We start from the raw sequence: 25,932 nt of genomic DNA on the forward strand, positions 1-25,932 counted from the left end.
ATGTGTTGGCTCTTTTTTTTTTGGTATAAATTTTTAGTCCATTAGCCAGTACTCAGTATAATATTTTCTGTTATCTAAATAGTTGCAGAGATTCTTGTTGATTATTGATAAACAACATTAATTTAATGTGAGTAATGATTGCTTAACAATTGTAATAGTTTTAAAATTTAAATTAATTCAATCTTTGCATTTTTATTCAATTCATTATCGAGTAGAAAAATACGGTGATTGAATTGTTTTTATCTGTTGCAACGGGATTAAATTTTAAATCTATATTTAAATTATTTTGGAAAATTATCTAATACTTTTATCGGAAAGAATTCTATTGAAAGCTCAGTCAAGGGAAGATTCTGTTTTATTGAGAAGAGAGCTTTTTTACTTAAAACAAAAAAACATTGATATCAATTTGAATACGGATGATTTAAAAAAAACGTTTTGGATTAATATCTACAATGCTTACGTTTTAATAATCGCTAACGAACCAAGACAGCATACGTCTGTTTTTAAACAAAAGAGAATTAAGATTTCGCGGTATCATTTATCCTTAAATGATATTGAGTATGGAATTTTAAGAAATTACAGCTATAATATTGGCTCCATTTATATTAACAACCCATTTTATTCAAAGTTTATAAAAACGATTGCTATAAGCCAATTAGATTATAATTTGCATTTTCTATTGAATCGTGGCGCTTTAAGCTTTAATCCATCCAGAGTTTAATCTATAAATTTTCCTAAATTATTGGTTGTAAAAGAATAACGTGTTTCTATAAATATTTCAATGGCCTATATTTACAGGTTCTTTTTGTTTAATTTTATAGTTTAAAACACAGTAGGAAGAATGCAATTAGAAATTAAAGAACTGACCACGTTAGCCGAAATGCTTAGCAATATCGAAGTAATGCGGTTTTTATATCCCACATTTACTTTAGAAAAATATGAATCGTATTTGGTTGAAATGATTCCGCATAATTACAAGCAAGTAGCTGTTTTTGAAAATGAGGTTTGTGTGGCTGTTTCCGGATTTTGGTCGGGAACAAAACTTTGGTCGGGAAAATACATTGAGATAGACAATTTTATCGTTCACCCGGAACATCGTTCTAAAGGTCTGGGCAAAATGATGACAGATTATATAGATATAAAAGCCAAAGAGACAGGCTGTACCATGATTGTTTTGGATGCTTTTACGGGAAATTTTACTGCTCATCGCTTTTATTACAACCAAGGATATGTGCCAAAAGGATTTCATTTTCTTAAGATTTTAAACGAAGAAGGATTAAGTTAAATCGCCAAAAGATGAAACGATATAAAAGAATAGTGCTCTTTTTTATGCTTACAATCAGCTTAACTTTTTGTGCTATGAAACAAGAATTTCAAATGGAATTTCCACAAGAAATCAAATCCGTTTATTTTCAAAAATGGATTGGTGGGCAAGATGGAATGATAAGCGGAATCGATTTTTATATTGAATTCAAAAAACCGCTTTCTAAGGAAATTAAGCTGGGGAAAATCTATTTTAGAAATCAGGAATCAAATCTTGAAGAAGTTACCAAAAGTACTTTTGTAGTACATTTTTACCAAAAAAATAGGATTCCGGATTTAATCATGGATAGTGATTCCTTAAAAGAATATGGGAACAAAGCACCAGTTATTATAAAATCCAAATTCGATTTAAAACTTAACGAAGCAGTATTGGAATACAAGAAAATGGATCAAACGCTTTTTTTTAAAATAGTAAATCCCAAAGAAAAGCCAATGATTGCCTATCCATCGATAAATAAACCAAAGAATTAGTTATTTTTGTTTTTATAAATATTAACAGATAAATCATTTTGGGATTATATAAAAGCCTTTTCAAACAAACAGCAATTTATGGACTAGCTACGGTTATACCTAGAATGTTCAGTTTTTTACTGGTCCCGCTTTATACTGATTTATTGCCAAAAGCCGAGTATGGAAAAGTATCTATCATTTTTGCATGGATGATTTTTTTTAATGTTATTTTAGCTTACGGAATGGAAACTGCTTTTTTTAGGTTTTATAATAATGAAACCAATAAGAAATCAGTAGTTGAAACAACAATGGTTTCAATTTTTTGGACCTCGATTTGCTTTCTGTTCGCTGCGCTTTTATTTCGAAACACATTGGCACAATGGTCAGGAATAGATGCGCAATACATTACCTATACCATTTGGATTTTAGCATTGGATGCTTTGGTGATTATTCCGTTTTCAAAATTGAGAGCCTATCAAAAACCGATGGTTTATGCTGCAATCAAAATTGGAAATGTTTTAATTAATCTTTCTTTAAGCGTTTTCTTTTTACTCTTTTTACCCAAAATTGCGGAATCCCATCCTAATGGATCTTTAGGTTCGTTATTCATTGAAAATTTCCAGATTGGGTATATCTTTTTAGCCAACATCATTGCCAGTTTGTTGACATTTGTAGTGCTGTCACCGGATTATATTTTGCTTAAATGGAAGTTTGATGCAGCTCTTTGGAAGCGAATGATGCGTTATGGATTACCTATAATGGTCGCCGGAATCGCATTTGCCATCAACGAGCAGTTTGATAAAATTCTATTAGGGAGATTATTGCCGGTAAATATTGCCGAAGCTGAAGTTGGAGTGTATTCGGCTTGTTATAAATTAGGGTTATTCATGGTTTTGTATCGAACCGCCTATACATTAGGAATAGAGCCTTTCTTTTTTAGCCACGCTTCTAATGCTAATGCACCGCAAACCTATGCCACAGTGACTAAATATTTTGTCATTTTTGGCTCTTTTATTTTATTGGCGGTAATCGTTTTTGCCGATGTTTTAAAACAGCTTATGATTCGGGATACCTCGTATTGGGAAGCAATGAAAGTCGTTCCGTTGATTATTCTAGCCAATTTTTTCCTCGGAATTTATACCAATCTTTCCGTTTGGTACAAACTCATTGACAAAACCTATATTGGGGCTTATATCTCCATTGTTGGCGCAATTGTAACATTGGTGTTGAATTACCTGCTTATTCCAACGATGAGTTATTATGGGTCAGCAATCGCAACATTAGCTGCTTATGGAAGCATGATGTTTATCTCCTATTATTTAGGAAATAAATACTATCCAATACCGTATGATGCCAAGAAAATAGGGGGATATCTTGGTCTTTCAATAGGATTTTCGGTGATTTCATTCTATGGTTTCCGAGAAAATTATTTTGTTGGAATTCCTCTACTACTCGCATTCATGTATTTCATATATTACAACGAAAAAGAAATGTTAACCCGAATTTTGAACCGAAATAACAATTAGAATTTAATTAGGAGCTAATCGCGCTGTACGTTACAAGCTTTACTTTAAAATTGGTTTTTTCTAAGTCCAAAAAGGAGCTTCCTTTGGTCGCTCTTTTTGTCCAAGAAAAAATACAATTTTAAAGTAAAGGCTTTTCACTTTCATCACGGCTAAACAACAACAATGACGATAAACAGTATCAATTAATCAAGTACGATTTGCAAAATTATGAAACTGCGAATATTTGTTTGAATGGATTGAGGATGAATAATTTTTTGTGTAAAAAGATACCATACTAGAGACCCCAACGGGGTCAAATGTTTATAGAATCAAATGCGTTACATGGGTTCGACCCCGAAGGGGTCGTACAATCTCGGAAATCATGTTTTCTATAAACATGAAATTCCTTCGGGATTAGGAAGCAAAATAATATAAAATAAAAAAATGACAATAAAAATTATCAACAAATCGCAACATGCTTTACCAAACTATGAAACCATAGCTTCGGCAGGAATGGATTTAAGAGCAAACTTAACGGAATCAATAACCTTAAATCCATTAGAAAGAGCCATTGTAAAACCCGGACTTTTCATAGAATTATCAATAGGATACGAAGCAGAAGTGCGCCCAAGAAGTGGTTTGGCTGCCAAAAAAGGAGTCATCGTTCTCAATTCTTCCGTTGGTTTGGGTAATGGTCACAAGCGGGACGCTTGAGCCAGCGATGATGATACCATTTAGGAAGCTAAAAAAAATAGGAGATCGAAAAAAACAATTAAATTTATGTCGGGTACATTTTCTCAAATTTATATACAGATAGTTTTTGCAGTAAAGGGCAGACAGTCTTTAATTAATAATAGTTGGGAAGAGGAATTGTATAAGTACATAACAGGTATTGTTCAAAATAAAGGACAAAAAATGTTAGCTATAAATGGAATGCCGGATCACATCCATATATTTATAGGAATGAAACCTTCTTGTTGCTTATCTGATTTAGTTAGAGAAGTGAAAAAATCTTCAAATGAATTTATAAATGATAAGAAATTTTGTTCTAGAACTTTTAGTTGGCAAGAAGGTTACGGAGCATTTTCATATAGTCATTCTGCATTAGACAATGTCATTGCCTATATTATGAATCAAAAGCAGCATCATAATGCGAAAACTTTCAAGGAAGAATATTTAAAGATGTTGAAAAATTTTGAAATAGAATTCAAAGATGAATATTTGTTTGAATGGATTGAGGGATGAATAAATTTTTATGTAAAAAGATATTATACTAGAGACCCCAACGGGGTCAAATGTTATAGAAGTTTTCAAGGAAGAATATTTGAAAAATTTTGAAATAGAATTCAAAGATGAATATTTGTTTGAAAGGATTGAGGGATGAATAAATTTTTGTGCAAAAAGATATGATACTAGAGACCCCAACGGGGTCAAATGTTTATAGAAACAAATGCGTTACATGGGTTCGACCCCGAAGGGGTCGTACAATCTCGGAAATCATGTTTTCTATAAACATGATTTCCCTTCGGGATTAGGAAGTAAAATAATATAAAATAAAAAAATGACAATAAAAATTATCAACAAATCGCAACATGGTTTGCCAAACTATGAAACCATAGCTTCAGCAGGAATGGATTTAAGAGCAAACTTAACGGAATCAATAACCTTAAAACCATTGGAAAGAGCCATTGTGAAAACAGGTCTTTTCATAGAATTACCTATAGGATACGAAGCACAGGTTCGCCCAAGAAGTGGTTTGGCTGCCAAAAAAGGAATTACCGTTCTCAATTCTCCTGGAACAGTTGATGCTGATTATCGTGGTGAAATAGGTGTGATTTTAGTAAATTTATCCAATGAAGCTTTTGTGGTCGAAAACGGAGAACGCATCGCCCAACTTATCATCGCACAACACGAACGTGCGGAGTGGATTGAAGTTCAAGAATTAACAGAAACTTCAAGAGGTGAAGGCGGTTTTGGAAGTACGGGAGTGAAGTAGGTTTCAGTGTTCAGACGCAGTTAAAAGTTGTGAAACGAGATGATATTTTGCAACAAATTTTAAATAAAAAATCCGGGGAAATCGGTTTAATCCGTTTAATCTGTGGCCAAATAATATAAAAAAAACCTTCGTGAACTTTGCAGAAAACCCTGCAAACTTTGCGGTTAAAAATAAAAATTGAATTAATAAGAGGATGAGATTGCTTCGTTCCTCGCAATGACAAAACAAATGAAAATAATTGTACCAATGGCTGGGCGAGGTTCCAGATTAAGACCACATACATTAACCATTCCTAAACCATTAATTCCCATCGCCGGAAAACCTATTGTGCACCGTCTGGTAGAAGACATTGCAGGCGTATTGAATCAAGATATCGAAGAAGTAGCCTTTATTATCCACGAAAGTTTTGGCAAAAAAGTAGAAGAGGAATTAATTGCTATCGCACAAAAATTAGGCGCCAAAGGAACTATTTATTATCAAAACGAGGCGCTTGGAACAGGTCATGCTATTATGTGTGCCAAAGATTCTTTGAGTGGACCAGCTGTTATTGCTTATGCCGATACTTTAATTCGTGCCGATTTCGATTTAGATCAAAATGCTGACAGTGTTATTTGGGTAAAACAAGTAGATCATCCAGAAGCTTTTGGTGTGATAAACTTAAACGAAGCGAATGAAATAGTCGAACTGGTAGAGAAACCTGCGGCATTTGTTTCAGACCTTGCCGTTATTGGAATTTACTATTTTAAAGATGTTGCTGTTTTAAAAAATGAACTTCAATTAGTATTAGATAATAATATTATTCACGGTGGAGAATATCAAATCAATGATGGAATAAAGCAAATGATGGCAAAAGGCATGGTATTTGTTCCCGGTAAAGTAGACGAGTGGATGGATTGTGGAAACAAAGACGTTACCGTGGAAACGAATTCCAGAATGTTAGGGTTCTTGCATAACGATGGAATACATTTAGTGGACTTTGATGTTAAGTTAGAAAATTCAACCATCATTCCGCCATGTTATATTGGGGAAGATGTGGTTTTGATCAATGCAACTGTTGGACCTAATGTGTCATTAGGAAAAGGATGTCATGTATCAAACAGTACCATAAAAAATAGTTTGGTACAAACCCATTCTCACATTAAAAATGCGAATCTGGATAATGCCATGATAGGGAATCACGCCAGTTTTGACGGTAATTTTACAAATATTAGTATTGGAGATTATTCGGTGTTGGAATAATTGCATCCAAAGGGATGAAATGGCAAGGAATATTCAATGAAAAAAGGAGCTTTCATAATTCTATTTTTGGTTTTGCAATGCAATTCAACGTTGCTATTGGCGCAAACCGAACCGGAAGAGATTAAGCAGGAAACAGATCAGTTTCAGGAATTTTTTTATGAAGCGTTGCTTCAAAAGGGGATTGAAAATTATGACAAAGCAATTAAAGCTTTGGAACAATGTGTAAAACTCCAACCCAATAATGCCACAGTCTATTTCGAATTAGGAAAAAATTATCTGGCATCAAAGGATTATGGAAATGCGTACAGTTCATTTGAACACGCCACACAAATTGATCCAAAAAACAAATGGTTTTGGGTGGGAATGTATGATGTGAGTTATGAAACCAGCAATTATAATCAAGCGCTGATTGCCATTAATAAATTAATACCATTTGACGAAAAGTATAAGGAGGATTTAACGTCGCTTTATATGGGGACTAAGCAATTTGATAAAGCGCTTGATCTCATCAATGAATTGAATGCTACTTTTGGAAAATCTGAAAGAAGGGAATTATATAAAATGCAGATTTTATCGGAGGGGAAATTTCAAAATGTTGAAGAGTCCAATTTAATAGCGCAAATCGATAAACACCCAAAAGAGGAATCTAATTATATTGCGCTAATTAATTTGTACTCCAAGAATAATGAAATTGAAAAGGCTTTTGAAGTAACTAAAAAGTTAGCGGCAGCAATTCCTACTTCTGAATGGGCACAAGTGAGTTTATTCAAAGTTTATTTGGAGAATAATGAGGCACCAAAAGCAATAAATGCGATGAATATTTCTTTGGCCAGTGCCAAAATAGACTCAAAGATAAAACACAGAATGCTGAATGAATTTTTGATTTTTGTGGATCGAAACCCTCAATATGCTCCTGATTTAGAAAAAGCAATTGCCTATTTTGATACTGATAACGAGGTTAATGTAGCCAAAGAAATTGGAAAATATTATCATAGTAAAAAGCAATGGGACAAAGCGATTGCGTTTTATGAACGTGCAGTAAAGAATGGTTCAGGTGAAGATATTGAAACGAATTTGCTTTTGCTTCAAGCATATACCGAAGTAAAACAATTTGAGCTTTTGGCGGTAAAAGCCATGACAATGATTGAAACATTTCCTACGCAACCTCAGTTTTATTATTATTCAGGTTTGGCGAACAATCAATTGCAACACTATAAAAAAGCGGCAGCAATTCTGGAAATGGGATTGGATTATTTAGTAGACGACATAACATTAGAAACAAATTTCAATATCCAGCTTGGAGAAGCATATAACGGTTTGGGAGATTTCAAGAAGAAAGAAGTGTATTTCTCCAAAGCCAACGAATTATTAAAACAAAAAAAATAATGAAAAAAATTTCAATATTACGGGTACTTGCAGTCGTTATGGTTTGCTTCGCCAGTTCGCTCACGCTCGTGTCGTGTAAATCGAAAGCTATTGTGGCTGAGGCAAGTGTAAAATCGACCTATTTGACCGCTGATAAAATAATAGAAAATCATTACAACAATAAAAACAATTTTTCTACATTATATATTAAGTCCAACGCACGATATGCTGACGATAAACAAACCCAAAATGTTACCGCCGAAATAAAAATTAAGAAAGACCAACAAATTTTGATTAGTATTCGGTTCTTGGGAATTACTATGGCAAAAGCATTGATTACGCCAACAGCTGTAAACTATTACGAAAAAATAAACGGCAGTTATTTTGAAGGTGATTTTCGAGGTTTGAGCCAATGGTTGGGAACTGATTTAGATTTTAAAAAAATCCAAAATATGTTGTTAGGCGATGCAATTGATGATTTGAATAAAGGGAAATACACGGAATCATTGATGGAACAAACGTATAGATTGGATGATGTGTCGAATAAAAACACAAAAAAATCATTCTTCTTTGATGCCGATAAATTCTTAATCAAAAGACAAGAAATAAAACAGATTGTTGAAGACCGAATGATTCAGGTGGCTTATTCGGACAATAAAGTGTACAATGAAGCCACATTACCTTTAAATGTTCTAATAAACACAGTTCAAAAGAAAGGTAAAACGGAAATTAATTTAGATTACAACAGTGTAACGTTCAATGAAGAACTTTCTTTTCCTTATAGTGTTCCAAATGGGTACAAAAGAATTATAATTAAGTAAATTTGCAAAAAATATTTTTTTAAGATGCCAAAATTTCTCCTAAGCCTAATTTTTATAAGCATGACTTCACTGATGTGGAGCCAGACCTCTCAACAAGAAAAATTAGAAGAACGAAAAGCCCAGATTCAAAAAGAAATTCGCGAAAATGAAAAGCTGTTACAAACCGTAAAGAAAAAAGAAAAAACGGCTGTAAATGTAATTGTTATACAAAGTAACAAGATAAAGCTTAAAGAAAAACTGATTAATACCACTGAAAGACAAAAGAAGCTTTTGGGGAATGATATGTACATTAATCAGGTAAAAATCAATAAACTTAAAAAAGAACTGGAAATACTTAAGGCAGATTACGCTGAGATGATTGTGAAATCGTACAAAAGCCGTTCTGAGGAAAGTAGAGCAATGTTTTTATTATCGTCTGAGAATTTTTTACAGGCCTATAAAAGGGCACAGTACATGAAACAGTACACGAATTATAGAAAGATGCAGGGTGAGGAAATAAAATCTAAAACGGGAGAGCTTATTGTATATAATGGAAAATTGGATGTACAAAAAAAGGCAAAACAAAAACTCATTGCTGAAAACGAAAAAGAACGTTTGTCATTAGAAAAAGAGCGACAAGAGCAGGAAAAATTAGTAAAATCCATTAAAAAAGATAAGAACAAAATTCTTGCTGAAATCAAGAAAAGACAACAAGAGTCCAGACAAATTGATAGACAAATCAATAGATTAATACGCGAAGCAATTGCAGAGGCCAATAGAAAAGCGGCAATGGAAAGGGCAATGGAAAGAGCAAAAGCAGAATCTAAAGCCGAGTCAAAAACAGAATCGAAATCAGAACTGAAAACCCGTGCTAAGGCAATTGTTTCTTCTTCTTCAGTGTCATCTTCAAAAATAGAACTGACAGCAGAGACAAAATTAATTGCGGATAACTTTAGAGCCAATAGAGGTAAATTACCATGGCCGGTAGAAAAAGGATTTGTGTCATTAGGGTATGGAGATCAGGCACATCCAGTTTACAAAACATTAGTTATTCATAATAGTGGAGTGGAAATCACTACCGACCAAGGATCAAATGCAAGAGCAGTTTTTGGTGGTGAAGTGGCAAGTGTAATTGTTTTATCTCCAATAAATAAAGCAGTAATGGTACAACATGGAGATTTCTTCACGGTTTATCAGAATTTAAGCTCTGTTTCTGTAAGTAAAGGAGATAAAGTAAGCACCAAACAAAGCCTTGGAAAAGTAAGAACCAATAGTGAAGGGAGAACCATAATTAAATTTTTAATTCTTCAAAACACAACGTATAACAATCCTCAAAGTTGGTTGTATAACATGTAATAATTGATTTGGAATTGAAGTAGATTAGGTCTTATATTTAGCTAAAAAAGCGAATCAAATTATATTTTTGATTCGCTTTTTTTGTACCAAACAATTTGATTTGATTATTGTTGCTGTTGTTTTTGTTGCTGTTGAAGCAGTTCAATGTAATCCAATTGTTTCTGGAGTTCTATGGAAACTTCTTCGAGTTGCACATCGTTTATATCTTCAAATTGTCGTCCATCCTCATAGCCAATCGAAACACAAACGGAAAGCGTTTGTCTGGAAAGACCTTTGAAGGTTCCTTTTACCGGAGTGCAATCATAGAAATTACGACCAACGGAAAGTTTCACATGATTGTCCATGGTCCAGATGTTATTGGTGGGATCCAAGCCTAACCAACCTTGTTTTGGAGTGTAAATTTCTACCCAAGCGTGTGTAGCACCTTCACCTCTGAGTCCGCTTTCGTTCGGGCAAATGTATCCACTCACATATCGCGACGGAATTCCGGCCGTACGTAAGAGTTGTAATAGGACATGCGCAAAGTCTTGACAAACTCCTTTTCTAATCTCTAAAATCTCGTCGACTGTGGTTTCGATATTAGTGATTCCTTTGGTGTACGTGAAATTTGTAAAAATGTATTGATTGCATTGTTGCGCAATTTCTATGATGGGTTTGTCGATACAGTTTATTTCGTCCAGAATTGTATTAATTTTATTTTGTTTTTTAATGGTTTCTGGGTAACAAAGTCGCAGTAAAGGAATGCTTTTTTCTTTTACCAAATCCTTTACTGTGGTATAATCTATTTCCGGGATTTTGAGCGAATGATTGACACGAACTAACATCCGGGATTCTATAGTCATTTCGGTATGTGACTCTAAAGTATTGAAATTCCCCACGCGATTGCCATAGTAATCTTGCGAAATCTCGACCTCGGGATTGTTTGTTATTAAAAGCTGATATTGAAGTACATCTTGGTTATCAAAATGGTGTGGGAATAAACGAATCTCATTGATGCTTTCTTTTATGGGCCAGTTGTATTGGTATTTTGTGATGTGAACTATTTTGAAAATCGCCATTTTTATTAGGTGTAAGAGAAAAATAATTTAGAAAAATCTGTCGAAAACTGTATTAATTGTGTTCTGGTATTGTTAAGTACGTCTTCTAATTCTTTGTTGGTAAGATGGTGATAATCCGTAAATTCGACAGAACTTTTAAGTCTTCCAAACTGATTGTGCAATGTTCTCGCTTCGCTCAGATTATTGTCTTTAAACAAGTTGTTCAAATAAGTGTCTATTAATTCTAAAGTATAAATTACGGAATGCGCAAAATCTCTATTGAAGATAACCTGTTGCACCACTTTGCGATTGTGCGGAATATTACTGTAACTTTTCAAGTATAATTCGTAACCTGAAAGAGAAAGTAATAATCTTCTCCAATACAATAAATCTTCATTTCCATCGAGATTATACTGAATAGGAGCGTAGTACGCTTGGGTTAGCGAAATAGTTTGCAGACATCTTTCTATGTGTTTGCCAATACTGGAAAAACACCAACCCAACCCTCGGGGCATTGTAACCTGAAGAATGCCATTGTATAGCAAAAAATCCTTATTGAGTTTTGAGATTATATTACTCGCATCAGACGTTTCTAATTTTTTTGGCAAGTCAGGTGAATTCATGAAGTGATACAAAGAATTGATGTGCTCCCAAAGTTCTTTTGTAATTTTATCTTGGGAACCTCTCGCATTTTCTCGTGCTTTGATAACGAGATTCTTCACGGAATTATGGTTTGGACTATCGCAAATGATATACTTTAGAACAAAATTTGTATCGTATTGCATTTGATTTATTTGTTCCATTGGCAAATCAGTATAGTATTCCAATAACGGTTTATACCCTTGAGAATCATTCGTTTCTTTGTCAAAAGACAAGATATAAAAGGTGTTTAGGGTAAGTAACATTCCGTCTGTTCTTTCCATATATCGGTTGAGCCAAAACATTCCGTCTGCAACCCGGCTGAGCATATTTACTTTCATTTTGTTTATTTTTTAAAAAGGGTTCGCGCTGTTAGACCTTTAATTTATTTTACTATCCAAGTATCTTTACTTCCTCCGCCTTGCGAAGAATTAACGACTAATGAGCCTTCGGTAAGCGCGACTCGGGTTAGTCCACCAGGAACTATTTTTACGCCATTGGGGCCACATAAAGCATAGGGTCTTAAATCGACATGACGCAGTTTTAGTTCACCGTCGATGAGGCAAGGAACAGTACTGAGTTGAATGATGGGTTGTGCAATGAAATTACGGGGATTACCAACAATGGCAATTTTTGCATTATCTAATTCCTCTTGGGTAGCCTTATTTCCCATAATCATTCCATAGCCACCACTTTGATTGGTTTCCTTGATGACCATGTTTTCCATATTAGCAAAAACCATTTCTCTTTCGTCCAGATTTTCCATTCTGTAGGTTGGGACATTTTTGAGAATTGGCTCTTCGTTCATGTAATATTTTATCATGTCCGGTACATAAGCGTATACTGCTTTATCATCGGCAACACCGTTTCCTACTGCATTTACTAAAGCAACATTTCCTTGTTTGTAAGCACTAATAAGTCCTGGAACGCCCAGCGTACTATCTGGTTTGAAAACCAAAGGGTCAAGATATTCATCATCCAGACGTCTATAAATAACATCTACCTGATGAAGTCCGGAAGTAGTTTTCATATAAACTTTATTGTTATTCACGACTAAATCTCTTCCTTCTACCAAAGGAATTCCCATTTGCCTTGCTAAAAAAGTATGCTCATAATACGCCGAGTTGTAAACTCCGGGTGTTAATAAAACTACATTTGGGTTCGCAATATTTCTTGGAGACAGCGAAACCAAAATATTATGAAAAATCATCGGATAATTACTGACCATACTCACATGATTGGAGGTGAGCATTTCAGGAAAAATACGTTTAGTTATTTCCCTGTTTTCAAGCATATAACTCACGCCACTTGGGCAACGCAGGTTGTCTTCGAGGACATAAAATTCTCCTTTGGCACCTCTAATCAAATCAATTCCTGCAATGTGTACATGAATGTTGTGTGGGACTTTAATCCCGTGAACTTCTTGGATATAATGAGGACAAGAGGCAATTAATGCTCCGGGAATTATACCGTCTTTGATAATATGCTGCTCGTTATAGATATCTTCCAAGAATAAATTGAGCGCTTTTAACCTTTGTTTTATTCCGGATTCTACTTCGTTCCAGTCTTGTTGGGTAATGATTCTTGGAATGATATCAAAAGGAAAAATCCTTTCAATACCTTGATTGTCGTCACTATAAACCGTAAAAGTGATTCCTTGATTCATAAAAAAATCGGAAGCCTGCCTGTGTTTATCGTTTAGTTTTTCATGGTTTAAGCTTTGTAATGTTTGTAGTACCTGACGGTAAGATTCCCGAACTCCTTCATTAGAAAACATTTCGTCCCAACCATTTGGGTTTAAATTAGGTATCGACTTCATCATAATTCACATCATTATTAAATGGTTAAACTTAATGACATTTTGTTGTGTAAAATGCACTATAGTAGCTAAAATACCAATTTAAAATAGATATAAATGACGATTATGTGACTATTTAATAATTTTTACAGCATTCTTTTTTTGATAATTCTTTTTTGATAATTCTTTTTTTTTACAATGTTGTTTTTTGTGATTTCGCAGTGAAAAATATTTTTTTAATTAGAATGCCCCTGTTAATAAAGGAGTATTTCCGTTGATAGTTTTAATAAACAATCCAAAATAGGATTTAAAAAAGGGGGTGTAAAATTAATAATGAAAAAAGGTTCGATTTGTTTTGGGAACTAATAATCTCAATTTTATATGGTAGTTTTTCTTTTTTTCGAACAAAAAAAATCTCAATTATTAAGTTGATTTAATAATTGAGATTGGTTTGTATTCTTTAAAAAAATAATGGTTTATGGATTCTTATTAAAGGAAGATTTTACAGCTTTCATTACACTTGGAGTTGACCATTGGCCGGCAACAATAATACGTCTGATGGTGTATAATGGATCTATAGAATCTCTTTTGGTAGACAAGATAAATGCCATTTTATAATCGCTCTTTTTTATTTCAGGGATTGCCGCCGTATTCCATAAACCAAACGGATATGCAAAATCCGTCACGGGTTTTCCAATGATGTCTTCCAGTTTTGCTTTTGGTTTTACCAATTGCGTATTCCAATCGTCTCCTGTATATTTAGTTACCATATGGTGATCCCAAGTATGAGCTGCTACAACATGTCCGCTATCAGACAGGTTTTTAATTTGTTCTTTTGACAAATAATTAGGACGGTTAATAGAAACGGTCATGATAAAAAACACGCCTTTGAAACCGTATTTTTTCATTTCGGCAGCGCCTATACTGAATTGCTCTTCTCGGGTATCATCAAATGTGATCATTATGGGTTTAGCGGGTAATGGCGCATCATGAACTAAATATTCGTACAATTGATTCGGTAAAATGGTCTGATACCCTTCGTCTGACAGTGCTTTCATTTGCTCGGCAAAATTGGCTGGAGTCACAGTGTACGTTTTTTTCATTTCACTTGCATTGGCACTGAAATTCTGAATGCTATGATAACATAATATAGGCACTTCTTTTTTCGAAAGGATGGTCGCAGCGTCAGCCATTACTTTTTTTGGTGCTACTATTTTCACGGGAGCAGCAATAATGGGGATTTCCTTCGTTATTTTACGAGGCTCTGATTGACAGCCCAATAATAGAAAAAAACTGGCGAAAACTAAAAAAAGAAAATTTTTCATAGATACATTAATTATTGGTACTGAATGTAGATGGGTTTTGGAGTGAATTTAACTAATTCTTCCGGACTATACATTTTCCAATCTTTTTTATTATCATTTTTATAAAATAATTTAAAGCCGGCGAACTGTACCGGTTCTCTATAGATATAACTCATGTAAGAATCTTTTTTTAATACCTTACTTCCAAAACCATCCATGTCCATTACGATTTGAACTTCGGGTACGGTTTTAATTTCTTTATAATTTTTTACCATTCCTTGCGTAAAACGGTGTACCACCAATACTTTTGGAGTCAGTTTGTTTTTGCGCACGATGTTTGCCAAAATATCAATGGCGTCATTGATATCAGCGGCAGTAAAATGCCCAATTTTGGAACCCGGACGTTCTCCATTCTTCATCGAAAATTCAGGATCAATTCCTAAATGAACATTCGGCATGGAAAGGTATTTTTCTAGTTCAGCTACTTCGGCTTTAACGGTGCTGTGTCCTACTTGAATATCCAAAAACACTAATGCATTAATAGGTTTTGCCCAACTTAGAATAGTGTCTATTTGTTTAAAAGGCATGCGCATGCGGTGCATGTTGTTTTTCCCCGGAGCGCCTTGAGCGGTAACAGCGATGTAATGCAAAGCAGGAATTGCTTTAACGGTAGAGTCAGCTGCTTGCCATTTGGCTACTTCGCCTTGTAGTTTTGCCAACATTTGTTTTCGGGGTATTTCGCCTAAAATCCCCATTCTTGTGGAATATAAATTTCCATAATAGGCAATAATACGGTTGTAGGGTAAAAGTGCTCCGGGTAGCGGGTAAGGTGCTTTTACCGGCCATCTGCCAGTAGTGTCATTATTGCTTAATGCCACCATTCTTTTATTATAATCAAGAGTATCAATTGTAAGCGCTACCTTTTTCTCTATGGAATCAGACTTTATGGTTTCCGTTTTTTTTGTCTCATTTAAAGCATCAGCTGCTTTGCCACGATTACAACTGGAAACATAAAATAATAGGGGAAGTATAAGGAATACTATAGCTTGCTTTTTCATATGTAGGTAATATAGTTAGTAAAGGGATTTGGAACACTTCAGTTTAAAGAAAATCTTTATTCCTGTTTAGTTAAATAGGTTTTTTTTAAATGTTCGAATACAAATATAAAGTATTTTAAGAGCGATTGCTCCATTATAATGCCGTTCTAAGAGGATATTTTTTACATAATTCACAGATTTGGATTGTCTATTTGTATTATCAAAAATCACAAAGAATTAGAATTGTAAAGTGAAATATTCTTCGATAAGGTGCGTTGTTTTTAATACTGATAATTTTTTTGTGCGAAACCATTGGGATAACAATTCGGATTTTATAATGGACGTATCTAGAATTTTAATGCCCAATTGATTTATATGCTTTTTTTACAAAAAAATAACGTACTCATTTTAATCTTCATGAAGTATTAATTTTTTTAAATTATTTCATTAGATTAAGCTAAATGCTGACTCAGTTTTTATTTCTTAATCCCTGCCACTTCTTTTTCAGTAACAATTTTAGTTTGTTTATTTCCCCAGGAAGTCATGATGTAATTCATCACATCGGCTACTTCCTGATCCGAAAGTCCCATCGCCGGCATGCTGCTATTGTACTTTGTTTTATTGACAACAATTTCGCCACTTTGTCCAAATTTTACGACAGCAATGCTCTGGTTTCTCTTCTTTGTCAGCCAGTCAGAACCGGCAAGAGGCGGGAAATTTTTAGTATCCCCTTTTCCATTCGCCCCATGACATTGCATGCAAAAATCAGCATAAATTTCTTTTCCCGGTGTCTGAAATTTTGAAACAACAGCATTGTCTTTATTGAAGTCAATATAATTGTTAGCGGAAAATGGGTTTTCGAAAGAGGAGCTTCCCAATACAAACGCTCCAAATCCTAATAATAATTTCGTTGTCAACATAGCTTAATTTGGTATAATTTTGAGTATTCCTTTACCTTCAACGCCCATATAAATATAACCGTCCGGACCTTGTGCCACATTACGTACACGACCAATGTCAGTTGCAATTTTTTGTCTGCCGATAACTTCATTGCCTTTCAGTTTTACCAATTCAAGATATTGAAATTTTAAAGAGCCTACCAGCAAATGTCCTTTCCAGTCCGGATATTTGTCACGGGTAACAAAAGTCATTCCGCTTGGAGCGATGGAAGGCAGCCAATAATAAATTGGTTTTTCAATACCCGGTTTTTCGTTTTCTTTACTAATGGTTGTTCCGTCATAATCGATGCCATAGGTAACCATCGGCCATCCATAATTGGCTCCTTTTTTAATGATGTTGATTTCATCTCCGCCTTGAGGGCCGTGTTCATGCGCCCAAATAGCTCCTGTTACCGGGTTTTTCGCCATTCCTTGCGGATTGCGATTCCCATACGTGTAGATTGCTTCTTTCGCTCCGGTCTGACCTACAAAAGGATTGTCTTTAGGAATACTTCCGTCATCATTTAAGCGGTATATTTTTCCGCCATCGCGTTTAATGTCTTGCGGATTTACAAAATGATCCCCACGTTCTCCCACGGAGAAATACAAATAGCCGTCGTTGTCAAATACAATTCGGGAACCAAAATGCTGTCCTTTTGTAGTGTTGGGAGTGGCTTTGTAAAGCGATTCGATTTGTGTCAGACTTCCGTCCAATAATTTTGCTCGAATGAGTTTAGTGTTACCACCGGTACCTTCAGCTTCATCGGAAGCATACGTCATATAGATCCAACCATTTTTGGTGTAATCAGGATGTAGAACGATGTCTAACAATCCGCCTTGTCCTCTTGAATATACTTTGGGAACATTTTTGATTTCAGTTTTTGTGCCGTTTTTAATATGATATAGGATGCCACTTTTTTCGGTAACCAACATTGTGCCGTCAGGCAACCAAGTCATTCCCCAAGGTATTGCAATATCAGAAGCTACAGTTTCTAAAGTATATGTTTTTACTTCTTCTTTAATGGGGATGTCGTTAGATTTTACCTGCGCATCGCAACTGAAAGAAAGGAATGAAAGAAGCGAAAGAGAAACTATTGTGATTTTTTTCATGAGTATTGTTTTTTGGTTCCGTTTGAATAGAAATCTTTTTTAAAGATAGTAAAAGAGGCGTTAAAAAGGGAAGGAAGTGTTTAATTTTGCTTAGAATTAACAAACCAGACCGATTTAAGTGTTGCTTTTTTATCGTGTTTTTGTAAATGGGAAACCTGCCTTTTTAATAAAAATCCTAAAAATAGGGGGTAATTTTCGTTTTACCCCAGCCCTAAAGGGAGCCGAAAATTTAGAAGCTGTTAGTTTGTAAATGCGAAACCTGTCTTTTTAGTAAAAATCCTAAAAATAGGGGATAATTTTCGTTATACCCCAGCCCTAAAGGGAGCCGAAAATTTAGAAGTTGTTAGTTTTTAAATGGGAAACCTTTCTTTTTAGTAAAAATCCTAAAAATAGGGGATAATTTTCGTTTTTCCCCAGCCCTAAAGGGAGCCGAAAATTTAGAAGTTGTTAGTTTTTAAATGTGAAACCTGTCTTTTTAGTAAAAATCCTAAAAATAGGGGATAATTTTCGTTTTACCCCGGCTCTTAAGGGAGTCGAAAATTTAGAAGTTGTTAGTTTTTAAATGGGAAACCTGTCTTTTTAATAAAAAGCCTAAAAATAGGGGATAATTTTCGTTTTACCCCAGCCCTAAAGGGAGCCGAAAATTCAGAAGTTGTTAGTTTTTAAATGGGAAACCTGTCTTTTTAATAAAAAGATTAAATATATGGGATAATTTTCGTTTTTCCCCAGCCCTAAAGGGAGCCGAAAATTTAGAAGTTATTGTTAGCGGAATGTATCAAAGAGTTTCAATGTGGCGCAATAACAGTTTTACTGTTTACTCCCACTTAAAAAACTGGTTATTGGCGATTGCTTCTTTCAATGGAACTACATCTTTTAGTTTTACTTTTTGATCAAAGGCCGCGATGTGATTGTCATGATGTACATCAGAACCTACATAATTGTACATTCCTTTTTGTAGCAACTGCTCGGCTATTTTAGTGATTTCGGCACCATAATACCCCACTACCGATAATAAATTCAGCTGAAACAAGCAGCCGGCTCTTTTTAGTTTTAGGTACTCATTAAAATTATTGTGGTAAAATAAGTAGCGTTCCGGGTGGGCTAAAACTGGAATGTATCCTGCGACCTGCAAGTCAAACAATATGGAATACAATTGTATGGGCGCATTGATGTAAGACATTTCCACCAATACATAATTATCTTTCAGCGTGAGTAAATCGTGGGATTGAAAAAGACACACAAACTGATCGTCCATCAGGTATTCAGCAGCCGCTTTGAAGGGTGCGGTGATGGCCTGTTTTTTTAGCTCCGCTACCGTTGTTGTAGCATTGGATTGAATTCCTTCGTGTGTATTGTCCCATACCTGTTGGATAATGTGTGGGGTAGTGATAAACTGTGTCACCCCATGCCCTTCAAGGGCACGGGTCAGTCGTAACGTATCCTCAAAAGTTCTGGCGCCATCATCAATACCCGGCAAAAGATGCGAGTGGATATCGATATGGTGATCCGGAATAAGATCTTTTAAAACGGGTTTGTTTTTGAAAAAAGAGAACAATAGTATGTGTTTAGAAATTGCTATGCAAAGTAAATAAATATTTGGTAATACTAATCGTAAATAGGATACAATACTTAGAGCAAATTATTATATTTGCGTACTAACAATACCACTATTCAGAACGTAATCTAAATTTATTTAGGTTTTTATTATAACTATGAACCAACCCGAACATACCAATACCACATGGCTGTTTGAAATAACACCCAAAAATAAATTCTTCTCGCTTAATCTAAAAGAAGTTTGGCAATATCGTGATTTGCTGATGCTTTTTGTGAAAAGGGATGTGGTGACGGTGTACAAACAAACGGTCTTGGGGCCGCTTTGGTATTTAATACAGCCGCTGTTTACCTCGATTACGTTTACCATTATTTTTAATAATGTGGCAGGAATCGATACAGGAACGGTGCCTCCGTTTTTGTTCAATCTGGCCGGAATCACGGTTTGGAATTACTTTACCGCCTGTCTGAATGGTACCTCGAATACCTTTGGCAGTAATGCGGGTATTTTTGGAAAGGTTTATTTTCCCAGAATTATCGTACCACTGTCTATTGTTATTTCCAACTTATTAAAATTTGGAATCCAGTTTTTTATATTCATTTGTTTTTATACCTATTACTATTTTCAGGGGGCTGCAATTGGGATCAATGGAGTTGCCTTATTTTTTCCATTGCTAATTGTAATGATGGGTATTTTGGGTTTAGGATTAGGCATGTTTATTTCGTCGTTAGTGACGAAATACCGAGATTTCAGTAATTTGGTTGGCTTCGGTGTACAACTGTTGATGTATCTGTCGGCGGTTATGTATCCCATGGCACTAATCAAAGAAAAACTGCCTACTTATGGATGGCTGGTTCAATATAATCCGCTGGCTTATGTAATAGAGACTACCCGTTATATGTTATTGAATGTAGGTCAAATTTCCATTTGGGGATTATCCTATACGTTCTTAGTAACAGTAATTGTATTTTTTGTAGGCGTATTGGTTTTTAATAAGACGGAGAAGAGTTTCATAGATACGGTTTAGGGAGTAGTGTTTTGTTTTTAGTGTTCAGAAGTTAGATTTTAGAGGTAAGTTGTTGCGTTTTACGTGATTTTTCTTTAAAAAAATAGTAAAAAAAGTTTTAAGCGTAGCTTTAGAAATAGGTGAAAAGAGATAAAGTTATAGGTGTAGCTAAAACTTTTTAAAAACTAAAAAAAAAATGAAGCTGTTTTTGATAAAAACCACCGTAAAGTTTCAAGTAAGAAATTCCGAATTCCAATCAATTTCAAGAGAAAAAATAACGTAATTTTGTTATGGTGTTGGATAAAACATAAAAACAATGAGAATAGCGACTGCACAAAAAAAATTCATTTATGACTATTGGAAGGAAAAAGAGCCTTCCAATCAAGTGTATCTATTTGGGTCGCGAGTAGACGATTCTAAAAAAGGGGGGGATATTGATATTTTGGTATTGTCGGATAAAAAACTACATCATACTGACTTATTTAAAATGAAACAATTGTTTTTTTCTAAATTCGGAGCGCAAAAAATGGATGTGGTTAGTTTTACAAAGGATGATGTAAGCGTATTTAAAAAATATGTTCTGAGTTATGCAAAATTATTAAACAATGAATGAGTTATTCCAATTAGCATTTAAAGAATCGTGTAAATCTTTTAGTATAGCAATGGAAGGACTGGCTAAGTCTTTAGAACATTGTCAGGCAATCGGTACAAAAGAAAAATATGCTTTTGAAGAAACAGAAGCCTACGATGCATTGATCATAAAGTTAACAAGAAATTCGGATGTTTTCTTCCAACAGATAGTAAAAGGATACTTTAAGCTGAAAGGAGAAGATAATTTGTTGTTTATTGACAGACTTAATTTGTTAGAAAAAATAGGTGTGATAGCAAGTACTGATAAATTAATGGAGCTAAAAAGTTTTAGAAATCAAGCAGTACACGAATATTCGGCTGTTGCATTCCAGGAATTGTATGAAGAAGCATTACAGTTGACGCCTTTTTTTCAAAAAACTGTTTCTGATTTTATGGATTATTTAAAGAAACAAAATATAGTAGAGTAGCAGTTGAGGTTTTGTGTAAAGTTTTGAATAGTAATCTTAAAACAGATTTATGAACTTAACATACAGCCTAATAACCTATGTGTTTTCCTGAAACAACAACAATAACAACAATAACAACTTTGCGCCTTAGCGTCTTGGTGGCAAAAATCAAGTGCTTTCCGGTAAAAACACACACCCAATTGAAAGACATTATATTAAAAGCCGAAAACATCTCTAAACAATACCGCTTGGGACAGGTAGGTACGGGTACTATGGCACACGACCTGAACCGTTGACGCCATCATCAATACCCGGCAAAAGATGCGAGTGGATATCGATATGGTGATCCGGAATAAGATCTTTTAAAACGGGTTTGTTTTTGAAAAAAGAGAACAATAGTATGTGTTTAGAAATTGCTATGCAAAGTAAATAAATATTTGGTAATACTGCGGCTTGTTTTAGGTCTTTAAAAAACACACGTCTCTTGGAGTATTTTTTTGCTGTGGGATTTGGTTTATATGATTTTGTTTAAGCCAAAAACGGATCAAGAAGATTTTAGTGCAATACCAAAACTAATATAGTATATTTGCTTTTTAAGTTAAATTGCTACCGAGAATGGGATTTTAGTAACAAAATGAAGCATTAGATTTTTACATATACAATGACTAATAGAGATAGAGTAAAATTGGAAACCAGAATTTATTCTAATAGTAATAAATTTAGTGTAAAACAAATACTTTTAGATAGTGTAAAAGGATACAAAAGTTCCTTTTACTTGGCTAATCAATTAGCTAAACGTGATATTAAATCCCAACACAGGCAATCTATTTTGGGAATTTTTTGGGTCGTTTTGCCTGTGGTGATGAATGCGATGGTCTGGATTTTTTTACAAAGCACAGGCACCATTCAATTAACACCCACTACTATTCCTTATCCTTTGTTTGCTTTGGTGGGAACGACCATTTGGTCCATATTAGGGGAATGTTTAAATATGCCTATGAATACGATTAATGCGAATAAAGGAATTATAACCAAGATTAATTTTGAAAAAGAAGCATTGATTACTTTAGGGTTTCTAAAACTCTGTTTTAATCTGTTGATTAAATTGGGGATGATTGTATTTTTTATTCTGTATTTTCAAGTGGTACCTTCGGGGTCGATACTGTTGTTTTTCCCCTTTTTATTTTTAATGATTCTTTTATTCACCAGTATTGGCATTATTATTTCCCCAATAGGTATTTTATATAATGACATCAGTAGATTTATTCCTCTAGGATTGCAATTATTGATGTATATTACTCCCGTATTATATGTTGTTCCCAAAAGCGGGTTCATGCAAAAAGTGATGTCTTTGAATCCGTTGAGTTATGTAATTACCGATATTAGAAACAGCTTAACAGGAATGCCGGTAGAAAATGATTTTTTCTGGTTGATTGCTGTATTGGTTACTATCGTTCTATGTTTGATAGCTATGGTAGTGTATCGCGTTTCGATGCCTATAATAACCGAAAGAATGAGTGCGTAATGGAAGGAGAAGTATTGATACGAGCCGAACATGTTTCGAAGAAATTTGCCAAGAGCTTAAAGAAGAGTCTGTTCTATGGAGTTCAGGATTTAATTAGCGGAATTACTGGCAGAAACCAAAATAAGGATTTAAGAAAAGACGAGTTTTGGGCAGTAAAAGACATCAGTTTTGAAGTTCGAAGAGGCGAATGTTTAGGATTGATTGGACATAACGGAGCGGGGAAAAGCACCTTACTCAAAATGCTCAATGGTTTAATTTCGCCTGATGAAGGAATCATTACCATCAAAGGGAAAATAGGTGCTTTAATCGAATTAGGCGCCGGTTTTAACCCAATACTGACCGGACGGGAAAACATCTATAATAATGCTGCAGTTATTGGATTTTCTAAAAAAGAAATAGAAGTCAAGTTTGATGCAATTATTGCTTTTTCGGAGTTGGAAGAGTTCATCGATATGCCTGTTCAAAATTACAGCTCGGGAATGAAAGTCCGTTTGGGTTTCGCCATAGCAGCACAAATGCAACCTGATGTATTAATTGTGGATGAAGTCTTGGCTGTGGGGGATCTGGGGTTTGTTTTAAAATGTTTCAAACAAATTGATACTATATTACCAAATACCGCAATGATTTTTGTTTCGCATTCAATGCCCATGATAGCCCGAATTTGTAATCAAGTTATTTTGATGGAAAGGGGGGAATCTGATTTTCAGGGATTTGATATTGTAAAAGGGATAGGATTGTATTATAATAAGTTTTCCAATACTGAAAAAGGAGTGCTTTTTGATGAAGGTTCATTAGAACTCAAATCTTTTATCTTCAATGAAACCGTCGAAAAAGTACAGGTAAAAAGAGGGGAGGATATAAAACTCAATCTTATATTTAATATAATTAAAAAACTTGATTTTGCTCCTCGAATTTATCTCGAATTTAGAGATAAAGAACAAAGGCCTATTGCTGGTACCATAGTTAATGAAGTAAAAACGCAACTCAATTCGACGGCATTACATTATGATATTACCATAAAAAACCTTTTGTTTTCTCTGGGTTTGTATTCTATTGATGTGACTGTGTTGAATTTTGAAAATAAAACCCCAATGTTAAGAATCAATAATTTGGTTTCTTTTCAGGTAGAAAGTAATAATCAAATGTGGGTTCCTATTGAATTGGAATCAGAATGTAAAGTATATTAAAAAGAGATGATAAACGTCACTAAAACTTTTTTACCGCCCATTGAAGAATACAACAAGCACTTGCAGCGTGCTTGGGACAATCAATGGTTGACTAATAGGGGAGAATTAGTTTTAGAACTGGAAGATAAATTAAAAAAATACCTTGACGCACCAAATATTATTGCAACCAATAACGGGACCACTCCCTTACAAATTGCATTAAAATTATTGGGCAATAAAGGAGAAATCATCACTACCCCATTTTCCTATGTGGCCACTACTGCAGCGATTGTTTGGGAACATTGCACCCCTGTTTTTGTAGATATTCATCCCGAATATTTGACCATAGACGAAACTAAGATTGAAGCTGCGATTACGGATAAAACCACTGCTATTTTGGCTACTCACGTTTTTGGTAATCCGTGTCATATAGATGTTATTGAGGCTATTGCCAAAAAATACAATCTCAAAGTAATTTATGATGCAGCCCATTGTTTTGGGGTAAAATACAAGGGAAAATCTATTTTTGATTATGGAGATGTGAGCACCTGCAGTTTTCATGCCACCAAGTTATTTCATACAGGAGAAGGTGGAGCTATCTTTACTACTAATAATGATTTGCTACACCGGTTATTTTACAGTCATAATTTTGGACATAATGGGCCATTGGCTTTTCACGGTTTAGGGATTAATGCCAAGATGTCCGAACTGCAAGCCGCTATGGGATTAGCGGTCTTGCCGTATATGAAAACAATTTTAGCAGAAAGAAAGAAAGTAATTGATTATTACAACACCAATTTAGACTTTTCTGAACTGAAAGCTTTAAAAATTAGAGACAATACAACGTGGAATTACAGCTATTATCCCGTAATTTTTGACAACGAGGCACAGCTTCTAAAGATGGAACAGCGCTTAAAGGAAAGTCATATTTTCCCACGAAGATATTTTTATCCGGCTTTGAATACGCTTCAATATGTTTCTAATGTTGTAATGCCTATTTCTGAAAGTATTGCTTCGAGAATATTGTGTTTGCCATTGTATGTAGGTTTATCAGAAATTGATTTGAATAAAATTACTCAAATAATAAATACAAATTTATGTTGATAGTTGGAGCCAAAGGATTTGCGAAAGAGGTATTAGAAGTACTATATCAATTAAACGATTTAGAAAATTTGGTTTTTTATGATGATGTAAATACAGATATTCCAGAGAAATTATTCGGACAGTTTCCTGTTTTAATAACTCTAGAACAAGCAGCAAATTATTTTAAAACATTGGATAATCGTTTTACTATTGGGATTGGAAATCCTGTTTTACGTAAAGAGTTGTTTAATAAGTTTGAGTCAATAGGAGGGGTATTTACATCTACTTTAAGTCCACTTGCACGAATTGGAAATTTTGGGAATATAATTGAAGAGGGTTGTAATATCATGACAGGGACTGTAATTACATCTGATATTGTTGTCAGAAAAGGCGTTTTAATTAATTTGAATTGTACAATTGGTCACGATAGTGTAATAGGAAATTTTGTAGAAATGTCACCGGGAGTGCATATTTCGGGAAATTGTAAAATTGGAGATTATTCTGTATTGGGAACAAACGCAACAGTTTTGCCTAGAGTAACTATCGGAAAAAATGTTATAGTTGGAGCAGGCTCGGTAGTTACCAAAAATATTCCCGATAATTCTTTGGTTGTGGGCGTTCCCGCTATCATTAAAAAAGAATTAATCCCATTAGAATTTTAAA

Annotated in this window: 25 protein-coding genes and 2 pseudogenes; 18 read left to right on the forward strand and 9 right to left on the reverse strand. The window is 34.5% G+C overall.

Annotated features, from left to right (window positions below; all coding sequences use genetic code 11):
- Positions 1-286 precede the first annotated feature (286 nt).
- The 11 genes and pseudogenes from ACM55F_RS17025 to ACM55F_RS17075 all read left to right on the forward strand — a co-directional run bounded on the left by ACM55F_RS17025 (position 287) and on the right by ACM55F_RS17075 (position 10,034).
- On the forward strand, positions 287-721 hold the full coding sequence (locus tag ACM55F_RS17025) for a DUF547 domain-containing protein (RefSeq protein WP_416855020.1): 435 nt from the start codon (positions 287-289) through the stop codon (positions 719-721).
- Between the two features lie 120 nt (positions 722-841).
- Entirely contained in the window at positions 842-1,285 is a 444-nt protein-coding gene (locus ACM55F_RS17030; RefSeq protein WP_416855021.1) for a GNAT family N-acetyltransferase, read from the forward strand.
- A gap of 74 nt (positions 1,286-1,359) precedes the next feature.
- On the forward strand, positions 1,360-1,794 hold the full coding sequence (locus ACM55F_RS17035) for a hypothetical protein (RefSeq protein WP_416855022.1): 435 nt from the start codon (positions 1,360-1,362) through the stop codon (positions 1,792-1,794).
- A gap of 38 nt (positions 1,795-1,832) precedes the next feature.
- Positions 1,833-3,299, forward strand: a complete 1,467-nt coding sequence (locus tag ACM55F_RS17040) for a lipopolysaccharide biosynthesis protein (RefSeq protein WP_416855023.1) — start codon at positions 1,833-1,835, stop codon at positions 3,297-3,299.
- Between the two features lie 423 nt (positions 3,300-3,722).
- Positions 3,723-3,953 (forward strand): annotated as a pseudogene (locus ACM55F_RS17045) (dCTP deaminase/dUTPase family protein); the annotation flags it as partial.
- 105 nt (positions 3,954-4,058) lie between these two features.
- Positions 4,059-4,523 carry an IS200/IS605 family transposase gene (gene tnpA / locus ACM55F_RS17050; protein ID WP_416855024.1) on the forward strand — a complete coding sequence of 155 codons (465 nt, stop codon included), beginning with the start codon at positions 4,059-4,061 and terminating at the stop codon, positions 4,521-4,523.
- Between the two features lie 316 nt (positions 4,524-4,839).
- Positions 4,840-5,274, forward strand: a complete 435-nt coding sequence (dut, locus tag ACM55F_RS17055) for a dUTP diphosphatase (protein WP_416855025.1) — start codon at positions 4,840-4,842, stop codon at positions 5,272-5,274.
- A 228-nt stretch (positions 5,275-5,502) separates the two neighbouring features.
- Positions 5,503-6,513 carry a sugar phosphate nucleotidyltransferase gene (locus ACM55F_RS17060; RefSeq protein ID WP_416855026.1) on the forward strand — a complete coding sequence of 337 codons (1,011 nt, stop codon included), beginning with the start codon at positions 5,503-5,505 and terminating at the stop codon, positions 6,511-6,513.
- 36 nt (positions 6,514-6,549) lie between these two features.
- Positions 6,550-7,899 (forward strand): tetratricopeptide repeat protein, encoded by a 1,350-nt coding sequence (locus tag ACM55F_RS17065; protein ID WP_416855027.1) that lies wholly within the window; start codon positions 6,550-6,552, stop codon positions 7,897-7,899.
- Positions 7,899-8,699 (forward strand): lipoprotein insertase outer membrane protein LolB1, encoded by an 801-nt coding sequence (gene lolB1, locus ACM55F_RS17070; RefSeq protein WP_416855028.1) that lies wholly within the window; start codon positions 7,899-7,901, stop codon positions 8,697-8,699. The genes ACM55F_RS17065 and lolB1 overlap by 1 nt, the downstream gene beginning before the upstream one ends.
- Positions 8,700-8,759: 60 nt before the next feature.
- On the forward strand, positions 8,760-10,034 hold the full coding sequence (locus tag ACM55F_RS17075) for a murein hydrolase activator EnvC family protein (protein WP_416855029.1): 1,275 nt from the start codon (positions 8,760-8,762) through the stop codon (positions 10,032-10,034).
- A 104-nt stretch (positions 10,035-10,138) separates the two neighbouring features.
- Here the strand turns inward: ACM55F_RS17075 and ACM55F_RS17080 are convergent, their stop codons facing one another.
- From ACM55F_RS17080 to ACM55F_RS17115, 8 genes are all read right to left on the reverse strand, one after another.
- On the reverse strand, positions 10,139-11,092 hold the full coding sequence (locus ACM55F_RS17080) for a transglutaminase family protein (protein WP_416855030.1): 954 nt from the start codon (positions 11,090-11,092) through the stop codon (positions 10,139-10,141).
- A gap of 5 nt (positions 11,093-11,097) precedes the next feature.
- Complete coding sequence (locus ACM55F_RS17085; protein ID WP_039108408.1) at positions 11,098-12,051, reverse strand: alpha-E domain-containing protein; 954 nt, start codon at positions 12,049-12,051, stop codon at positions 11,098-11,100.
- A gap of 44 nt (positions 12,052-12,095) precedes the next feature.
- A complete protein-coding gene (locus ACM55F_RS17090) occupies positions 12,096-13,532 on the reverse strand; it encodes a circularly permuted type 2 ATP-grasp protein (RefSeq protein WP_416855031.1) in 1,437 nt (478 codons plus the stop codon).
- A 452-nt stretch (positions 13,533-13,984) separates the two neighbouring features.
- Complete coding sequence (locus ACM55F_RS17095; protein WP_416855032.1) at positions 13,985-14,833, reverse strand: polysaccharide deacetylase family protein; 849 nt, start codon at positions 14,831-14,833, stop codon at positions 13,985-13,987.
- A gap of 11 nt (positions 14,834-14,844) precedes the next feature.
- Entirely contained in the window at positions 14,845-15,870 is a 1,026-nt protein-coding gene (locus ACM55F_RS17100; protein ID WP_416855033.1) for a hypothetical protein, read from the reverse strand.
- Between the two features lie 455 nt (positions 15,871-16,325).
- Positions 16,326-16,769: a c-type cytochrome gene (locus tag ACM55F_RS17105; protein WP_416855034.1), complete on the reverse strand. Its 444-nt coding sequence runs from the start codon at positions 16,767-16,769 to the stop codon at positions 16,326-16,328.
- Between the two features lie 3 nt (positions 16,770-16,772).
- Complete coding sequence (locus ACM55F_RS17110) at positions 16,773-17,897, reverse strand: PQQ-dependent sugar dehydrogenase (protein WP_416855035.1); 1,125 nt, start codon at positions 17,895-17,897, stop codon at positions 16,773-16,775.
- 814 nt (positions 17,898-18,711) lie between these two features.
- Positions 18,712-19,452, reverse strand: coding sequence for a tyrosine-protein phosphatase (locus tag ACM55F_RS17115; protein ID WP_416855036.1), 741 nt, complete (start codon positions 19,450-19,452; stop codon positions 18,712-18,714).
- Positions 19,453-19,609: 157 nt separating this feature from the next.
- On the opposite strand from ACM55F_RS17115, the gene ACM55F_RS17120 reads away from it, so the two are divergent.
- The 3 genes from ACM55F_RS17120 (at position 19,610) to ACM55F_RS17130 (ending at position 21,516) form a co-directional block, all read left to right on the forward strand.
- The gene (locus ACM55F_RS17120) at positions 19,610-20,479 is read left to right on the forward strand and encodes an ABC transporter permease (RefSeq protein ID WP_416855037.1); all 870 of its coding nucleotides are present in this window, start codon (positions 19,610-19,612) and stop codon (positions 20,477-20,479) included.
- Positions 20,480-20,774: 295 nt separating this feature from the next.
- Positions 20,775-21,071, forward strand: coding sequence for a nucleotidyltransferase family protein (locus tag ACM55F_RS17125; RefSeq protein WP_416855038.1), 297 nt, complete (start codon positions 20,775-20,777; stop codon positions 21,069-21,071).
- Positions 21,064-21,516 carry a hypothetical protein gene (locus ACM55F_RS17130; protein ID WP_416855039.1) on the forward strand — a complete coding sequence of 151 codons (453 nt, stop codon included), beginning with the start codon at positions 21,064-21,066 and terminating at the stop codon, positions 21,514-21,516. Before ACM55F_RS17125 ends, ACM55F_RS17130 begins: the two co-directional genes overlap by 8 nt.
- 276 nt (positions 21,517-21,792) lie before the next feature.
- On the opposite strand, the pseudogene ACM55F_RS17135 reads toward ACM55F_RS17130, so the two are convergent.
- Positions 21,793-21,891 (reverse strand): annotated as a pseudogene (locus ACM55F_RS17135) (histidinol phosphatase); the annotation flags it as partial.
- A gap of 265 nt (positions 21,892-22,156) precedes the next feature.
- On the opposite strand from ACM55F_RS17135, the gene ACM55F_RS17140 reads away from it, so the two are divergent.
- From ACM55F_RS17140 to ACM55F_RS17155, 4 genes are read left to right on the forward strand one after another with little or no spacing between them, the layout of a single operon-like run.
- Positions 22,157-23,020, forward strand: coding sequence for an ABC transporter permease (locus ACM55F_RS17140; RefSeq protein WP_416855040.1), 864 nt, complete (start codon positions 22,157-22,159; stop codon positions 23,018-23,020).
- The gene (locus ACM55F_RS17145) at positions 23,020-24,207 is read left to right on the forward strand and encodes an ABC transporter ATP-binding protein (RefSeq protein WP_416855041.1); all 1,188 of its coding nucleotides are present in this window, start codon (positions 23,020-23,022) and stop codon (positions 24,205-24,207) included. The genes ACM55F_RS17140 and ACM55F_RS17145 overlap by 1 nt, the downstream gene beginning before the upstream one ends.
- 6 nt (positions 24,208-24,213) lie before the next feature.
- Positions 24,214-25,290, forward strand: a complete 1,077-nt coding sequence (locus ACM55F_RS17150; protein ID WP_416855042.1) for a DegT/DnrJ/EryC1/StrS family aminotransferase — start codon at positions 24,214-24,216, stop codon at positions 25,288-25,290.
- Positions 25,284-25,931, forward strand: a complete 648-nt coding sequence (locus ACM55F_RS17155) for an acetyltransferase (RefSeq protein ID WP_416855043.1) — start codon at positions 25,284-25,286, stop codon at positions 25,929-25,931. The genes ACM55F_RS17150 and ACM55F_RS17155 overlap by 7 nt, the downstream gene beginning before the upstream one ends.
- Position 25,932: the final 1 nt, after the last annotated feature.

The sequence above is a fragment of the Flavobacterium melibiosi genome (genome assembly GCF_048158545.1).
GTDB classification, from domain to species: domain Bacteria; phylum Bacteroidota; class Bacteroidia; order Flavobacteriales; family Flavobacteriaceae; genus Flavobacterium; species Flavobacterium melibiosi.

Bases quoted from the DNA above. Each gene is read 5' to 3' on its own strand.
- ACM55F_RS17030 (WP_416855021.1), top strand. From the start codon at position 842: ATGCAATTAGAAATTAAAGAACTGACCACGTTAGCCGAAATGCTTAGC.
- ACM55F_RS17075 (WP_416855029.1), top strand. From the start codon at position 8,760: ATGACTTCACTGATGTGGAGCCAGACCTCTCAACAAGAAAAATTAGAA.
- ACM55F_RS17130 (WP_416855039.1), top strand. From the start codon at position 21,064: ATGAATGAGTTATTCCAATTAGCATTTAAAGAATCGTGTAAATCTTTT.
- ACM55F_RS17110 (WP_416855035.1), bottom strand. From the start codon at position 17,897: ATGAAAAAAATCACAATAGTTTCTCTTTCGCTTCTTTCATTCCTTTCT.
- ACM55F_RS17095 (WP_416855032.1), bottom strand. From the start codon at position 14,833: ATGAAAAATTTTCTTTTTTTAGTTTTCGCCAGTTTTTTTCTATTATTG.
- ACM55F_RS17150 (WP_416855042.1), top strand. From the start codon at position 24,214: ATGATAAACGTCACTAAAACTTTTTTACCGCCCATTGAAGAATACAAC.
- lolB1 (WP_416855028.1), top strand. From the start codon at position 7,899: ATGAAAAAAATTTCAATATTACGGGTACTTGCAGTCGTTATGGTTTGC.
- ACM55F_RS17090 (WP_416855031.1), bottom strand. From the start codon at position 13,532: ATGATGAAGTCGATACCTAATTTAAACCCAAATGGTTGGGACGAAATG.
- ACM55F_RS17105 (WP_416855034.1), bottom strand. From the start codon at position 16,769: ATGTTGACAACGAAATTATTATTAGGATTTGGAGCGTTTGTATTGGGA.
- tnpA (WP_416855024.1), top strand. From the start codon at position 4,059: ATGTCGGGTACATTTTCTCAAATTTATATACAGATAGTTTTTGCAGTA.
- ACM55F_RS17035 (WP_416855022.1), top strand. From the start codon at position 1,360: ATGAAACAAGAATTTCAAATGGAATTTCCACAAGAAATCAAATCCGTT.
- ACM55F_RS17080 (WP_416855030.1), bottom strand. From the start codon at position 11,092: ATGGCGATTTTCAAAATAGTTCACATCACAAAATACCAATACAACTGG.
- ACM55F_RS17155 (WP_416855043.1), top strand. From the start codon at position 25,284: ATGTTGATAGTTGGAGCCAAAGGATTTGCGAAAGAGGTATTAGAAGTA.
- ACM55F_RS17120 (WP_416855037.1), top strand. From the start codon at position 19,610: ATGAACCAACCCGAACATACCAATACCACATGGCTGTTTGAAATAACA.
- ACM55F_RS17085 (WP_039108408.1), bottom strand. From the start codon at position 12,051: ATGAAAGTAAATATGCTCAGCCGGGTTGCAGACGGAATGTTTTGGCTC.
- ACM55F_RS17100 (WP_416855033.1), bottom strand. From the start codon at position 15,870: ATGAAAAAGCAAGCTATAGTATTCCTTATACTTCCCCTATTATTTTAT.
- ACM55F_RS17145 (WP_416855041.1), top strand. From the start codon at position 23,020: ATGGAAGGAGAAGTATTGATACGAGCCGAACATGTTTCGAAGAAATTT.
- ACM55F_RS17140 (WP_416855040.1), top strand. From the start codon at position 22,157: ATGACTAATAGAGATAGAGTAAAATTGGAAACCAGAATTTATTCTAAT.
- ACM55F_RS17065 (WP_416855027.1), top strand. From the start codon at position 6,550: ATGAAAAAAGGAGCTTTCATAATTCTATTTTTGGTTTTGCAATGCAAT.
- ACM55F_RS17060 (WP_416855026.1), top strand. From the start codon at position 5,503: ATGAAAATAATTGTACCAATGGCTGGGCGAGGTTCCAGATTAAGACCA.
- ACM55F_RS17125 (WP_416855038.1), top strand. From the start codon at position 20,775: ATGAGAATAGCGACTGCACAAAAAAAATTCATTTATGACTATTGGAAG.
- dut (WP_416855025.1), top strand. From the start codon at position 4,840: ATGACAATAAAAATTATCAACAAATCGCAACATGGTTTGCCAAACTAT.